General features: G+C 52.2%; 12 protein-coding genes. 9 read left to right on the forward strand and 3 right to left on the reverse strand.

The genetic code is table 11. The annotated features are described in order from the left end of the window. Positions 1 to 226: 226 nt before the first annotated feature. On the reverse strand, positions 227 to 877 hold the full coding sequence (gene lptC / locus DFR47_RS06390; protein ID WP_113943553.1) for an LPS export ABC transporter periplasmic protein LptC: 651 nt from the start codon (positions 875 to 877) through the stop codon (positions 227 to 229). A gap of 345 nt (positions 878 to 1,222) precedes the next feature. Here lptC and sppA point away from each other — a divergent pair, with 345 nt between their 5' ends. From sppA to olsB, 8 genes are all read left to right on the forward strand, one after another. Next, positions 1,223 to 2,200 carry a signal peptide peptidase SppA gene (gene sppA, locus DFR47_RS06395; RefSeq protein ID WP_113943554.1) on the forward strand — a complete coding sequence of 326 codons (978 nt, stop codon included), beginning with the start codon at positions 1,223 to 1,225 and terminating at the stop codon, positions 2,198 to 2,200. Between the two features lie 274 nt (positions 2,201 to 2,474). Beyond that, entirely contained in the window at positions 2,475 to 2,762 is a 288-nt protein-coding gene (locus DFR47_RS06400; RefSeq protein WP_113943958.1) for an integration host factor subunit beta, read from the forward strand. Positions 2,763 to 2,967: 205 nt separating this feature from the next. Next, positions 2,968 to 3,294 carry a lipopolysaccharide assembly protein LapA domain-containing protein gene (locus DFR47_RS06405; RefSeq protein ID WP_113943555.1) on the forward strand — a complete coding sequence of 109 codons (327 nt, stop codon included), beginning with the start codon at positions 2,968 to 2,970 and terminating at the stop codon, positions 3,292 to 3,294. 236 nt (positions 3,295 to 3,530) lie between these two features. Further along, complete coding sequence (lhpI, locus tag DFR47_RS06410; RefSeq protein WP_113943556.1) at positions 3,531 to 4,505, forward strand: bifunctional Delta(1)-pyrroline-2-carboxylate/Delta(1)-piperideine-2-carboxylate reductase; 975 nt, start codon at positions 3,531 to 3,533, stop codon at positions 4,503 to 4,505. A gap of 185 nt (positions 4,506 to 4,690) precedes the next feature. Then, the gene (locus DFR47_RS06415; protein ID WP_245416471.1) at positions 4,691 to 5,863 is read left to right on the forward strand and encodes a class I SAM-dependent methyltransferase; all 1,173 of its coding nucleotides are present in this window, start codon (positions 4,691 to 4,693) and stop codon (positions 5,861 to 5,863) included. After that, positions 5,860 to 6,723 carry a TrmH family RNA methyltransferase gene (locus tag DFR47_RS06420; protein WP_113943557.1) on the forward strand — a complete coding sequence of 288 codons (864 nt, stop codon included), beginning with the start codon at positions 5,860 to 5,862 and terminating at the stop codon, positions 6,721 to 6,723. Before DFR47_RS06415 ends, DFR47_RS06420 begins: the two co-directional genes overlap by 4 nt. Before the next feature lie 28 nt (positions 6,724 to 6,751). Then, positions 6,752 to 7,234 carry a signal peptidase II gene (gene lspA / locus DFR47_RS06425; RefSeq protein ID WP_113943558.1) on the forward strand — a complete coding sequence of 161 codons (483 nt, stop codon included), beginning with the start codon at positions 6,752 to 6,754 and terminating at the stop codon, positions 7,232 to 7,234. A 309-nt stretch (positions 7,235 to 7,543) separates the two neighbouring features. Beyond that, the gene (gene olsB / locus DFR47_RS06430) at positions 7,544 to 8,413 is read left to right on the forward strand and encodes a l-ornithine N(alpha)-acyltransferase (protein WP_113943960.1); all 870 of its coding nucleotides are present in this window, start codon (positions 7,544 to 7,546) and stop codon (positions 8,411 to 8,413) included. Between the two features lie 40 nt (positions 8,414 to 8,453). Here olsB and DFR47_RS06435 read toward each other — a convergent pair whose 3' ends face one another. Together DFR47_RS06435 and mutS are read right to left on the reverse strand one after the other, a co-directional pair. Then, positions 8,454 to 8,819 (reverse strand): VOC family protein, encoded by a 366-nt coding sequence (locus tag DFR47_RS06435; protein ID WP_113943559.1) that lies wholly within the window; start codon positions 8,817 to 8,819, stop codon positions 8,454 to 8,456. A 19-nt stretch (positions 8,820 to 8,838) separates the two neighbouring features. Continuing rightward, positions 8,839 to 11,487, reverse strand: coding sequence for a DNA mismatch repair protein MutS (gene mutS, locus DFR47_RS06440; RefSeq protein WP_425373332.1), 2,649 nt, complete (start codon positions 11,485 to 11,487; stop codon positions 8,839 to 8,841). Between the two features lie 487 nt (positions 11,488 to 11,974). On the opposite strand from mutS, the gene DFR47_RS06445 reads away from it, so the two are divergent. After that, entirely contained in the window at positions 11,975 to 14,272 is a 2,298-nt protein-coding gene (locus DFR47_RS06445; protein WP_113943561.1) for an NADP-dependent malic enzyme, read from the forward strand. The last annotated feature ends 67 nt before the right edge of the window (positions 14,273 to 14,339 follow it).

The following is a 14,339-nucleotide window of genomic DNA, read 5'->3' on the forward strand; positions in this document are numbered from 1 at the left end:
GAACATATTCTTATTGCCGGTTCATATATCCTGACGGAACACAGAGAATCTGTCAGGGCACCCTATAACAGGGGTATTACTTATTGGTGTAAATCGCCATTGCTGAAACGCTGCCGACTATCACATCCTGTTTAACATCAGTCAAAGTGCCGCGCCTGCCTGCCCCAATATCCGGGTGACAGAATACGCCGTTACAACGACTTCCGCCACTGCAGAAAATATCCGCTCAGCTACCCTTTTTCACAGCCGCTGCGGTTTCTGCAACCGGTTCGATCGTCAGGTGAACATCGCTTTCAAACACCATCACCTTGCCGCTTTCCTCAATCCGCATTTTATTTGCGCGGATATGGGCATTCTCGGTGCGGATGTCGACCGGCTTATCTGTCGACATTTCACCGCTCGACATATTCACACTGGCAGAGCCGAGTTTGGCTTCCATGCCATCAGTGGTCTTGACTGTAAAAGCATCATCAAACTGCAGGCGGCCGTTATTACTGTCATAGACACCGGAAACCGCATCAATCTCTGCACTGTCTTTATCACCGACAGGTAATTGTGCTTTGATTCCTTCCAGAGCGACCACACCGCTTTGCTTGGCGTCCTGTACCGCACGCTCAGCAACCATCGAAAACGGACGCTTATCTTTTGTATAGCCTTTCAGCTGCGGGCCGGTCATGACCAGCTTGCCGCTTTCAGACGGATCGAGCTCCACTTTGACTGTGGAAGCCGGTGCGGCCAAAAATGTATACCATGAAAACACAGCAGCAACGGCAAGAGCAGCAACCGGCAGAGCAGTTTTTAAGACGCGCACGCGTATACTGTGTCTCTTTGCAGCATGAAACACAGCGGTACTTTTTTGTGATGCTCCGAAAACCATCTTATGGTTTGACACAGTCCAAAACTCCTGAAACCGGCAATTTGCCAGCTGCCTACACGTAAGGTATTAATATTCTTTAGTGAAATGTACGACTATTCAATACAGTGCGCTCAAATCGCTTTTTAATGTGGTATAAATGGGATGAGACTGCGTTCAAAACAAGCTGAATCCTTGCAGTTTAACCCTCCGGAGGACTTCCTCAGATCACTTTTTCATGAAAAGAGACCATCAAGATCTGATAATACCACTTATCAAATATTCTTCCGGTATTATTTCGCCTTCAAAGCAAACACTGTGTGTGCCACACATAAAAACTTCTAATAAGCCCAAGAACGGACCCAGCTCATGACTTATACTGCCGATGCAGTGCTCGAACGTCGTCGAATCCGCCGTAAGCTGACATTCTGGCGCGTTGTTACATTGCTCTTGCTTGCAGCAATGATACTCTTCGCAGCCCTCTACATCAACGGCAGCAAGCCTTCCCGCAATATTCCACATATCGCGAAAATTTCTATCACAGGCACCATCTATAACAATGAAGAGCTTTTGAAACGTCTCAAAGATGTCGCAGAGAGCGAAATGGTCAAAGGTGTCATTCTTGATATCAGTTCTCCGGGCGGCACAACAACCGGCGGCGAAGTGATTTATGATGCAGTACGCAGGATTGCGGACGAAAAACCCGTGGTCACACAGGTCGGCACTCTGGCTGCATCGGCAGGCTATATGATTGCCATCGCCTCCGATCATGTGATTGCCCATAAGACCTCAATGATCGGTTCCATCGGCGTGCTGTTTCAATATCCGGATATCAGCGGATTACTCGATAAAGTCGGCGTCAAATTTGAAACTATCAAATCCAGCCCGCTAAAAGCCGAACCGAATTTCTTCTCGCCTGCCAGCGACGAAGCCAAGGCGATGATTGATAATACGGTCAAAGATACCTATGACTGGTTTGTCGGTCTGGTTAAAGAACGCCGTCCGATGATTACCGCGGATAAACTGCCGGCTCTGACAAACGGCTCGGTCTATACAGGACGTCAGGCTTTGCAGCATAAATTGATTGATGCACTTGGTGATCAGGAAACCTCTATCGCATGGCTCGCCACCAAAGGCATTGATAAAAATCTGCCGGTTGTCGAGTGGAAAGCGGAAACTTCACCTTACAATGACCTCCTCTCATCTGCTGCGATGAAATTATTGTTGCGGAACATGGGCTTGTCAGATCAGGGTAGTGCATTATTTGATGAGCAAATCAGTCAGCGTATCTTTCTTGACGGCATGCTCTCAGTTTGGCACGGTGGTAACGGAGAAAAACCGCAATAATACGCGCAAAATGCAGCTGCCGTTAAGGATAGCGCGTATTTTTCAGCTAGTTACGCTATAAAACATTGATAGTATAACTATATTATTCATAATAAGCTGTCTCTGACTGGTCAGAGACAGTTCGCATAAAGGTTCTGAGAATACTTCTTTCTAGAGCACATCCCTGAAAACCAAGACGGTTACAGATCAGATGTGCAGCATATCAAAACCGGAAGCGCACCGGTCTGTTTCAGCAGCCGGACACCGCGCTAATATTGCAGAGAGGTCGAACGCAGTGATTAAATCTGAACTCGTGCAGATCATCGCCAGCCGCAATCCGCATCTTTTCCAGCGCGACGTGGAAAATATCGTCGGTGCAGTTTTCGATGAAATTACTGAGGCTCTGGCGGAAGGAAACCGCGTTGAGCTCCGCGGCTTCGGCGCATTTTCCGTAAAAAACCGCCCTGCCCGTAACGGACGCAACCCGCGCACCGGTGAATCGGTGGATGTTGAAGAAAAATGGGTACCATTTTTCAAAACCGGTAAAGAACTGCGCGACCGTCTCAATAACGGCAACGGCTAGAGCATAATTTAAAAATATCAGAGCGTGTTTTGTGTACCAAATCTGGCACACCGCGCTCCAAGCTTTAAAATTGCATCAAAGCCTTTTTTGTTGATGCAGACATTACAATCAGCACTTTAGCTATCAGGCATAATTATGCCTGATAGTATGGCTATATTTTACGCAAAGTGCTGTTCCGGAACACGGCCAAAATACGGATTGAAACATGACCAACCGCCTTCTGACACTTCTCATTGCACTGCCGGTTGCAGTCATCCTGATTGTGTTGTCAGTCGCCAATCGCGGTGCGGTCAGCGTTACACTTGACCCGTTCAATCCCGGCAATCCGGCTTTGACCTATACAGCACCGCTGTTCCTCTGGGTACTTGGCGCATTGCTGGCAGGTATTATTATCGGCGGATTGCTGATCTGGTCTACGCAGGGACGGCACCGCAAACTGGCACGTAAACGCAAGGCGGAAGCCGATGCGCTGTTAACACGCGCCAAGCAGGCCGAAGCAAAAGCCCTGCCACCAGCATCCTCACTGTCCTGAGGTATTCTCCGCAAAGTTCATGCGGACAAAACTTATATGATCAGTTTTTTTCATTAACTTCATACAGATCAGCGCTTGTTTCCCAAGCGCGCGGCAGTTTACGCTTCGCGTAATTTGCAGTGCGCTCCGGATTCTCATCAATTTTCATCCGAAAACATCAGCCACTATGCTGCAAGAAAACAAATGCCCGCGCATTGCAGGAGACGATGTGCGGCATCATAAAGGTCTGATAAAATATGCTGAATATTTCTGCTGCTGCCGTTGATAAACTAATGACCTGGCCTGAACTGGTCGATGCGCTGGACAGCGCTTTCCGCAATGGCATGATCCAGCCGGTGCGCCACCATCATCCCGTTGAGCGCCCTGAAGGCACACCGTCCATGCTGCTTCTGATGCCTGCATGGTCTGATTTTCACAAACTCAGTGATCCGTCACAGGGTTATATGGGTGTGAAAATTGTCACGGTCTCCCCTGATAACGGCCTGATCAATAAGCCTGCCGTCATGGGAGTGTATTTATTGCTGGACGGCATTACCGGCGAACCGAAAGCCCTGATCGACGGTCAGAGCCTGACCCGCTGGCGCACAGCTGCAGCTTCTGCGCTCGCAGCCCGCTATCTTGCCCGTGAAGATGCTTCCCGCCTTGTGATCATGGGAGCCGGTGCGGTCTCCACCAATCTCGCCCGCGCCCATAGTGCCGTGCGTCCGATTACCGATATTGCGCTTTGCGTGCGCAATCCGCAGCGTGCGGAAGCCACTATCAAAGAACTGCGCGATGAAGGCTATAATGCCTATATTGCAGAAGATCATATTGCAGCCATTGAACAGGCTGACATCGTCGCTGCTGGAACGCTGGCTACTAAGCCATTGATTCACGGGAAACATTTACGCCCGGGCACGCATATTGATCTGGTTGGCGCTTTCACTCCGGATATGCGTGAAAGTGATGATGAGGCAGTGCTGCGCTCGCGCGTTTTTGTCGATACCAAAGCCGGTGCACTGCAAGAGGGCGGCGATATTACCCAGCCTCTGCGTGACGGTATTATCCAGCCGGAGCATGTTCTCGGTGATCTGTTTGATCTGGCGCGCGGAACTGTCAAAGGCCGCATCAGCGATCAGGATATTACATTGTTTAAATCCGTTGGCGCCGCCATGGAAGACCTTGCCGCTGGCATTATGGTCTATGAAAAGAGCCTGAAACAACAAGGCTGATGCCGTTCGTTCTTTTGCCCTGAAAAGCCGTATAGCATGCAGTTTTTCAGGGCAAAGATACATTTATAAAGCATTCCCGTTTAAATTCAGCTTTCCCAAAAGGCTGCCATGCTCTACGAAACAGAAAATATTGCACCATCTGATGCTATAATATCTTCAATTTAACAGTTTCCGGAGCAGACAGGGTGAAATCGCCAAAAGGAAAAGCAGCCAAACCACGCAATGGTTCCTCAGCGAGACCGGCAGGAAAACTGGCAGCACAGCGCGACAATCGTAAATCCGCAGCTGCTGCGCCGATGCAGAGCTTTAAAAAACCGCGCCCTAAATTTGCTAAAACCGAACAGAATTCCGCAGGCTTTGAGACTACGGCTCCGACTGCACCGAAAAAAGTGAGCGCCGAGCCTGCGGTTGCCCAGCGCCCGCTCCTGAAGCTGACCGGTGAACGGCCACAACAAAATCTGCCGGTTATTCTGGAAACCAGTCCGAGTGAAGATTACGCCCTGCTCGATAGCGGCAACAGCCTCAAGCTTGAACAATACGGCCCTTACCGCATCATCCGCCCTGAGGCACAGGCGATCTGGCAACCGGCATGGCCGCAGAGCGAATGGGACAAGGCAGATGCTGTTTTCACCGGTAATACCGATGAAGAAGGCATGGGGCGCTGGCATTTCCCGAAAGAAAACTTAAGTGAAACCTGGCCGATGGCTCTGCAGGATGTGCGCTTTTTCGGTCGCTTTACTTCATTCCGCCATGTCGGCGTGTTTCCGGAGCAGGCAGCCCATTGGGCTTTCATGGCGCAACAGGTGCGTGATGCCCGCAAAAAACAAGTTAACCGTTCTGTACGGGTTTTGAACCTGTTCGGTTATACCGGCGTTGCCTCGCTGATTGCCGCCCATGCAGGTGCAGAAGTCACCCATGTCGATGCCTCCAAAAAAGCGATCAACTGGGCGCGTGAAAATCAGGCACTGGCCGGTCTTGATGACAAGCCGATCCGCTGGATTTGTGAAGATGCAACCAAATTTGTGGCGCGCGAAGAACGCCGCGGCAATACTTATGATATCATCCTGCTCGACCCGCCTGCCTATGGCCGTGGTCCGAACGGTGAAGTCTGGCAGTTGTTTGATAACCTGCCGCAGATGGTTGATATGTGCCGCGCCATTCTCTCGCCGGATGCTCTCAGCGTGGTGCTGACTGCCTATTCAATCCGCGCTTCCTTCTTTGCCATTCATGAGCTGATGCGTGACCGTTTCACCGGTCGCGGCGGTGTGATTGAATCCGGCGAACTCATCCTGCGTGAACGCTCTGCCGAGCGTGCGCTTTCCACTTCCATGTTCTCCCGCTGGATTGCCAATTCATGACCCACAATAATGATTTTTCCCGCAAAGATACCCCACGCACCGGCAGCGTTAAGGAAGTCACCAGCCTGACCAATCCGATCGTTAAAGACCTGCGCGCTTTGTCGATGAAGAAATATCGCGACCAGCAGGGCGTATTTTTGGCTGAAGGTCTGAAACTGGTTATTGATGCGATTGATCAGGGCTGGCGCATTCGCACTCTGGTGTTTTCCAAAGCCGGTAAAGGCAACCCTCTTGTTGAGAAAGTTGCTGCCCGCACCAAAGCCGGTGGCGGTCTGGTGCTCGAAGCTTCAGAAAAAGTCATTGCGGCCATTACCCGTAAAGATAATCCGCAAATGGTCGCCGGTGTCTTTGACCAGCGTTTTGAAACGCTTGAGCATTTGCGTCCGCAAGGCAACGATATCTATATCGCTCTTGACCGTGTGCGCGATCCCGGCAATCTCGGCACGATCATTCGCACCGCTGATGCGGTTGGCGCCAAGGGCATTATCCTGATCGGCGATTGCACCGACCCTTACTCACTGGAAACCGTGCGCGCGACCATGGGTTCGGTTTTTGCCGTACCGCTCTACCGTGCCCGCCATGACGAATTCATCAATTGGCGCAAATCCTATAAGGGCGTTCTGGTCGGCACACATCTGAAAGGTGCCGTGGATTATCGCACCATTCCTTACAACAAACAGCCGGTCATGCTGATGATGGGCAATGAACAGCAGGGATTACCGGACGATCTCGCTGCAATTTGTTCGCATTTGGCACGTATTCCTCAGATTGGCCGTGCAGATTCGCTTAATCTTGCTATTGCCACAGGCGTCATGCTTTATGAAATCCGCCGTGACGCTCTGGTTCTGGATGATCGCTAAAATCACGGCTACAGGAGTTTAAGCCCCTATGTCCCAACGTGCCATTCTCTGGTCTGTTCTGATTATCGTTTTCGCAGTCACCTCAGACCAGTATATCAAGTTTCTGGTAGAGAGTGGCATGGACTATAATCAGCAGATTGATCTGCTACCGTTTCTGGCGCTGTACCGCACTCATAATGAGGGTATCGCCTTCTCGATGCTGTCATGGCTGCATGACGGCGGACTGGTAGCGATGACTGTCGCCGTTATCGGCTTTGTCTCCTATCTGTGGTGGACAACCGCACCGGAGCGGATCATCAGCCGGATTGGCTTTGCGTTGATTATCGGCGGTGCGTTGGGTAATCTGATTGACCGCAGCCTGCTCGGCTACGTCGTGGATTATATTCTGTTCCATCTGCCAAACTGGTCATTTGCTGTGTTTAACATGGCCGATGTCTATATCAGCACCGGTGCGGGACTGATCATTCTTGATGAACTCGTGCAGTGGAAGAAGTCCCGCTCTGCGGGATGAGGGGAAGAAGTCCCGCTCCGCCGGTTGAGGGGAAAATCCCGCTCCAACCAAATCTTGTCAGCATATCGCGGGCAAACAATCCAGATTCTGCAAGAGCTGCAATATATTCGCAGTGCCATCTAATTTAATGTTTCATTATATTCACGTCTGTGTCACATCTCTGACGCAGACAGAATATAGGCTACCCGCATTCAGAGTGGGTTTCCGTACACAACAGTTGCGGGCAGTCCAGAGACAGTTGAATCCGGCGGAGAATATATCTTGCAACAGGCTCTTGGAATTTTTTCAGAAACCGCGCATGATACACAAATGAAGCAGACACCTCCTGATACGCTTGAAATAAGCGCAATTCTGGCTGATTCCGGCTTGTCTTCACTCACCGGACAGATACTCGGCCGCATGGGCAGTCTGATTGTCCGGATTGCTGATAACCCGGAAACAATCCGTATCGCCCAAAAACTGCGCTATGATGTTTTCTACACTGAGCTTGGCGCGCAGAAATCCCAAAACACAGTGCTCGAAGAACGTGACAGCGATCATTATGACGCGATCTGCGATCATCTTGTCGTTTATGACACCTCAATTGCCGGTGATGAAGCCGCTCAGCTCGTCGGGACTTACCGCCTGATGCGCAGTGATATGATCACAGAAGGCCGCTCATTTTATTCAGCCGGTGAATATGAAATCAACAAACTGACCGCGCGTAAGCCGCATTTGCAGTTTCTGGAACTCGGCCGCTCCTGCGTAAAGCCGGAATACCGCTCTAAACGCACCGTTGAATTGCTGTGGCAGGGCATCTGGTCCTATTGCCGCCAGCACAAGATTGAAGTGATGTTCGGCTGCGCCTCTTTCCACGGCACAGTGCCGGAAGCGCATGCTGTGCCACTGTCCTTCCTGCAGCACAATTGCCGTGCCGATGCGGAATGGGATGTGCGTGCGCTTGAGCAGCATTACCGCTCAATGGATATTGTTCCGCAGGAAGCGATCAACCCGAAAGTGGCGCTGTTTTCCATGCCACCACTGATCAAAGGCTATTTGCGCCTTGGCGCAATGATTGGTGACGGTGCCGTGGTTGACCATCAATTCGGCACAACCGATGTGCTGATTATTCTGCCGGTCGAGCGCATTTCCAGCCGCTACATCAATTATTACGGCGCTGAAGCTGACCGTTTCGTGTGATCAGATAAAAACAAAAAAGACCGGTAATACCGGTCTTTTTTTATGCCTGATGCGATAAGATATTTATGACATATCCGAGCGGATCGCGAACATAAAAACGCTGTACGCCCCACGGCTCTTCTGTGAGGGGATAGGTGATCTCAAATCCTGCCGCTTGTGCGCGATGGTAAACTTCATCCAGATTATCGACCTCAATGGAAAGACGGGGCACGTCCGTTCCGCCGCCGCCCTCTGTCGCTAAACTGAGCTGCTGAACAGGCCTGTTTTCTGCGGTTGCTCCGGCAGCCAGCGTGACTATCCAACCGTGATCCATAACCACATCCAGCCCCAGCAGTTCCTCGTAAAAGACCCGTGCAGCCTGAAGATCAGAGCCTGCCAGATTAGCGACGATCCTCAGAACTGCCATATGCGCCTCCTGCCAGAGCTTAGAGCGATAATTGTTTCAGGCGATACAAGGCTTCCAGTGCCTCACGCGGCGTCAAGTCATCAGGATTGATGTCCTGTACTGCATTCAGCAATGCACTATCCTGTATCGGTTTTGCTACCTCACGCGGTTTGGCGACAACAGCGAAAAGCGGCAGATCATCAATGATCTTCTCGGCTTTGCCGGAGGTTTCCCCCTCTTCTAAGCGATGCAGCACATCACGCGCCCGCTCAACCACCGCATCCGGCAGACCGGCAAGACGGGCAACTTGCACACCATAGGAGCGATCAGCAGCACCTTTGGCCACCTCATGCAGAAACACGACATCGCCTTCCCACTCTTTCACCCGCATGGTGACATTACCCAACCGTGCCAGTTTCTCTGACAAAGCGGTCATTTCATGGAAATGCGTAGCGAACAGAGCGCGGCAGCGGTTTTTCTCATGCAGATATTCCACACTCGCCCAGGCAATCGACAGGCCGTCAAAGGTCGCGGTGCCACGGCCGATCTCATCGAGAATAACCAGCGAGCGCTCACCGGCGAGATTGAGAATAGCGGCGGTTTCAACCATTTCCACCATAAATGTGGAACGACCGCGCGCCAGATCATCCGATGCGCCGACACGGCTGAACAGCCGATCAACAATCCCGATATGCGCTGATGTGGCCGGAACATAGGATCCCATCTGAGCGAGAATGGCGATCAGCGCATTCTGGCGCAGGAAGGTCGATTTACCGCCCATATTCGGACCGGTCAAAAGCCAGATCGCACCGAATTTCTGATCCCCCTCCGGTGAGAGATCGCAATCATTGGCCACAAACGGATTAGCCGCCTGTTTTTTGAGCGCCTGCTCAACCACCGGATGGCGGCCGCCATCAATGGCAAAATTCAGACTATCATCGACTTTCGGGCGGCAATAGCCCTGCTCATCCGCCAACACACTCAGCGCTGCCGACACGTCCATGACGCCAAGAGCTGCCGCACCGGCGCGGATAGCATCGGCATTTTCCACTGTGTGACGGATCAGTTCTTCGAAAATCGCCAGTTCAATCGACAGTGCACGATCAGCGGCATTGGCGATTTTGGTTTCAAGCTCCGCCAGTTCCGTGGTGGTAAAGCGCATGGCACTGGCCATGGTCTGACGATGGATAAACCGTGCTTTGGCTTCATCCGTGTCTGTCAGTGCACCGGCATTATTGGCAGTCACTTCGATGAAATAACCAAGCACATTATTATGCTTGATCTTGAGCGATTTAACGCCTGTCTCTTCCATATAATCGGCCTGAAGGCCGGCGATAACGCGGCGCGACTGATCACGGAGACTACGCATTTCATCCAGCTCAGGATGATAGCCGGTGCGGATAAAACCACCGTCACGTTTCAGCAATGGCAGTTCTTCCGCCAAAGTCTGATCCAGCAATTGTGCATAATCTTCCGGCAAAGCGAGAATAGCGCGGCAGGCCTGCGCCAGTTCTGCTGGCAAATCTTTACCCTGAAAAAGCTGGCGCACCAGATGTGCCGCCTGAAAACCGGCATGCAATGCACCAAGATCACGCGGACCGCCGCGCCCGACGGCAAGACGCGACAAGGCACGCGGCATATCCGGCACACCGCGCAAAGCGGCACGCAGCCCCTGTGCCAGCGATGTCTCACCTAAGAAAAATGCAACGGAATCCTGCCTTGCAGCAATCTGTTCCGGATCGGTCAGCGGGGCTGTCAGTCGCTCGGCCAGCAAACGCGCACCGGCACCGGTGACCGTGCGGTCAACCGCTTTAAGCAGCGAGCCTTCACGATTACCGGAAAGTGTGCGCATCAGCTCCAGATTGGCGCGGGTCGCCGGATCAATAAACAGCGACGAACCATCCGTCTCACGCTCAGGACGCATCAGCGGCGGGCGCTCCGCGATCTGGGTTTTCTCAAGATAAGCAATGGCACCGGAAATCGCGGAAAGCTCGGTGCGGTTGAACTCGCCAAAACCATCCAGTGTCGCTACACCATAGTAACGCTTGATACGCTCTTCAGCGGTAGAGCTTTCGAACAGACTCGGATGCTGCGGCATAACAATGCGCCCGAGCAAATCCAGTGTCGGGCGGATTTGCGGATCATGAAACGCGGTTTCCGGCACGATCAGCTCGCTCGGATCAACGCGCATAATATCGGCATAGAGTTTTTCCGGTGCGGTTTCCGTCATACGGAACTGGCCGGTGGAAATATCAATCCATGCCAGTGCCAGCCTGCCCTCTTCCGCACCACGCACACGGCCGAGGATCATCAGGAAGTTAGCGCGTGCCGGATCAAGCAGTTTTTCTTCTGTAATCGTGCCGGGTGTAACGAGACGGATCACATCGCGTTTAACCACCGATTTGGAGCCACGCTTTTTCGCTTCCGCCGGATCTTCCACCTGTTCACAGACGGCCACGCGAAAGCCTTTGCCGATCAGGCGCTGCAGATAATCATCAGCGGTATGCACCGGCACACCGCACATCGGAATATCTTCTCCCAGATGTTTACCGCGCTTAGTCAGCGTGATCCCGAGAGCCTCTGATGCCTCAATCGCATCATTGAAAAACAGCTCGTAAAAATCGCCCATACGATAAAACAACAGGCTGTCCGGATAGGCAGCTTTGATCTCGATATATTGTTCCATCATCGGTGTCGGACGCGCATTCAGCCCTGCATCATAGGTGCTCTGCGGCTCATCAGCGAGTTCAGATGTCGTCGGGGCTGTTTCATGCTGCGTCATAGGGAATACACACGTTCCTGAAATAATTTTTCAAAATTCTGCACGAGCATTTCCGGTTTTGATTAAACCAATAGGAAATGCTCTGCCATTTTGTTTTCCGCGTATCTTGTTCCGAAAACCGCTTCACACTTTTACGCGTACGCCTCAGTTTAGAACCTTGTGCAAAGCCCTGTGAAGCAGCCAGATGCTTATATCCCCGTGATTTTCACCGGAATGCTGAGATTATACGAATATTGTCTTTAAACATCGGAATCTTTTCAAATATTGCGCTACCCAAACAGAGCGACTTGAAATAAACACACTGCCCAACCATCCGAAAGGATGCTTCAACATATTATGACGGTTAACGCTTGCAAAAGCCGGTAACCGCCCCGCAGTAAGATCGGAGGGGTCAATGACCATCGACAAGACCGCCCAGAAGCCGCATACAGGAAAGGGCCCGTCCCTGACTGAACAGGAAGCGCTGGATTTTCACTCTCGCGGACGTCCGGGCAAACTGGAAATTACCCCGACCAAACCAATGGCAACACAGCGCGATCTGTCGCTGGCCTATTCTCCGGGTGTGGCTGTACCGGTGAAAGCCATCGCGGAAGATCCTGCCAAAGCCTATGACTATACGTCAAAGGGCAATATGGTTGCGGTGATCTCCAACGGCACTGCAATTCTGGGTCTCGGCAATCTTGGCGCACTCGCTTCCAAGCCGGTGATGGAAGGCAAATCCGTGCTGTTCAAGCGCTTTGCCGATGTGGATTCCATCGATCTGGAAGTCGACACCACTGATGTTGAAGAATTCATCAATTCCGTCCGTTATCTCGGCCCTAGCTTCGGCGGCATTAATCTGGAAGACATCAAAGCACCGGAATGCTTCGTCATCGAAAGCCGCCTGCGCGAGCTGATGAATATTCCTGTCTTCCACGACGATCAGCACGGGACTGCAATCATTGCCGCTGCCGGTATGCTCAATGCTCTGCATCTTACGGGCCGCGACCTGAAAACCACAAAAATGGTTTGTAACGGTGCCGGTGCAGCAGGTATTGCCTGTATCGAACTCGTCAAAGCCATGGGTTTTGCGTCTGAGAATGTCATTCTCTGCGACACCAAAGGTGTAGTCTGGCAGGGTCGTACCGAAGGCATGAACCAGTGGAAGTCTGCCCATGCGGTTAAAACCGACAAGCGCTCACTGGCAGAAGCCATGGAAGGCGCAGATATTTTCTTCGGTGTTTCCGCTAAAGGCGCACTGACAGACGACATGGTTCGCTCCATGGCAGATAATCCGATTATCTTTGCTATGGCTAATCCTGATCCGGAAATCACACCGGAAGAAGTCGCCGCCATTCGCTCAGATGCAATTGTTGCCACCGGTCGCTCGGACTATCCGAATCAGGTCAACAATGTTCTCGGCTTCCCGTATATTTTCCGCGGTGCACTGGATGTTCGTGCCACCACCATCAATGATGCGATGAAGGTTGCTGCGGCTAATGCACTGGCAGAACTGGCGCGCGCTGATGTGCCGGATGATGTGGCTGCCGCCTATCAGGGCAACCGCCCGCGTTTTGGCCCGAACTACATTATTCCGGTGCCGTTTGATCCGCGTCTGCTCTCCACTATTCCGGTGGCTGTAGCCAAAGCCGCTATGGAAAGCGGTGTGGCCGGTAAGCCGATCGAAGATCTGGATGCCTATGCACGTTCGCTGGCTGCACGCCGCGATCCGATTGCTTCGACCATGTCCGGCATTAATGACCGTATCCGCCGCCACACCAAACGTGTGCTGTTTGCGGAAGGTGAAGAGCCGCAGGTTATTCGTGCTGCTGTTTCTTTTGCAGGTCAAGGTCTCGGCAAGGCGATCCTGCTGGGTCGTGAAGACCGTATCCGTGAAACGGCTGAACAGGCCGGCGTTGACCTTGGAAAACTCGGCATTGAAATCACCAATGCCCGTCTGTCCAAGCGTACTTCGGAATATGCTGATCATCTTTACGAAAAGCTGCAGCGTAAAGGCTATCTGTTCCGCGATTGCCAGCGCATGATCAATAATGACCGCAACCATTTTGCTGCCTGCATGGTAGCTATGGGCGATGCGGACGGCATGGTCACAGGTATCACCCGTAATTATGCGACCAGCATCGAAGATGTGCGTCGCGTGATTGATGTAAAGCCGGGTCATCGTATGATCGGTGTATCACTGGCATTGTGCCGTGGCCGTACGGTTTTCATTGCGGATACCGCAGTGCATGAGCAGCCGACAGCAGAAGAACTGGCCGATATCGCTGTGGAAGCCGCCAATGTAGCACGCCGCATGGGCTATGTGCCGCGCGTTGCCATGCTGGCTTATTCCACCTTCGGCCATATGTCCGGTGCCCGCTCCGAAAACATTCAGGAAGCTGTTCGCATTCTCGAAAAACGCCATGTCGATTTTGAGTTTGACGGCGAAATGAGTGCTGAAGTTGCCCTTAACGGCAAACTGATGGAAGCTTATCCTTTCACCCGCCTGACAGGCCCTGCCAATGTGCTGGTAATGCCGGATTATCATGCAGCTTCCATTGCTGCCGATATGTTGCAGGAACTGGGCGGCGCCACACTGATCGGCCCGCTGCTGACCGGTCTGGACAAAGCCGTACAGATTGTACCGCTGAGCGCCAAGGATTCCGACATTGTGAATATGGCGGCTTTCACCGCCTATGCAGCAAGCAACTGATCCTCAGACAACTGAGCAATCGAAAGGCCGGAGCACGCTCCGGCCTTTTCTTGTTTCCGGCATAATC

It is taken from the genome of Pseudochrobactrum asaccharolyticum, assembly GCF_003314995.1.
GTDB lineage: Bacteria > Pseudomonadota > Alphaproteobacteria > Rhizobiales > Rhizobiaceae > Pseudochrobactrum > Pseudochrobactrum asaccharolyticum.

Excerpts from the sequence above, each read along its gene's own strand:
- lptC (WP_113943553.1), bottom strand. The coding sequence starts at position 877 with ATGGTTTTCGGAGCATCACAAAAAAGTACCGCTGTGTTTCATGCTGCA.
- sppA (WP_113943554.1), top strand. The coding sequence starts at position 1,223 with ATGACTTATACTGCCGATGCAGTGCTCGAACGTCGTCGAATCCGCCGT.
- DFR47_RS06405 (WP_113943555.1), top strand. The coding sequence starts at position 2,968 with ATGACCAACCGCCTTCTGACACTTCTCATTGCACTGCCGGTTGCAGTC.
- lhpI (WP_113943556.1), top strand. The coding sequence starts at position 3,531 with ATGCTGAATATTTCTGCTGCTGCCGTTGATAAACTAATGACCTGGCCT.
- DFR47_RS06420 (WP_113943557.1), top strand. The coding sequence starts at position 5,860 with ATGACCCACAATAATGATTTTTCCCGCAAAGATACCCCACGCACCGGC.
- lspA (WP_113943558.1), top strand. The coding sequence starts at position 6,752 with ATGTCCCAACGTGCCATTCTCTGGTCTGTTCTGATTATCGTTTTCGCA.
- olsB (WP_113943960.1), top strand. The coding sequence starts at position 7,544 with ATGAAGCAGACACCTCCTGATACGCTTGAAATAAGCGCAATTCTGGCT.
- DFR47_RS06435 (WP_113943559.1), bottom strand. The coding sequence starts at position 8,819 with ATGGCAGTTCTGAGGATCGTCGCTAATCTGGCAGGCTCTGATCTTCAG.
- mutS (WP_425373332.1), bottom strand. The coding sequence starts at position 11,487 with ATGATGGAACAATATATCGAGATCAAAGCTGCCTATCCGGACAGCCTG.
- DFR47_RS06445 (WP_113943561.1), top strand. The coding sequence starts at position 11,975 with ATGACCATCGACAAGACCGCCCAGAAGCCGCATACAGGAAAGGGCCCG.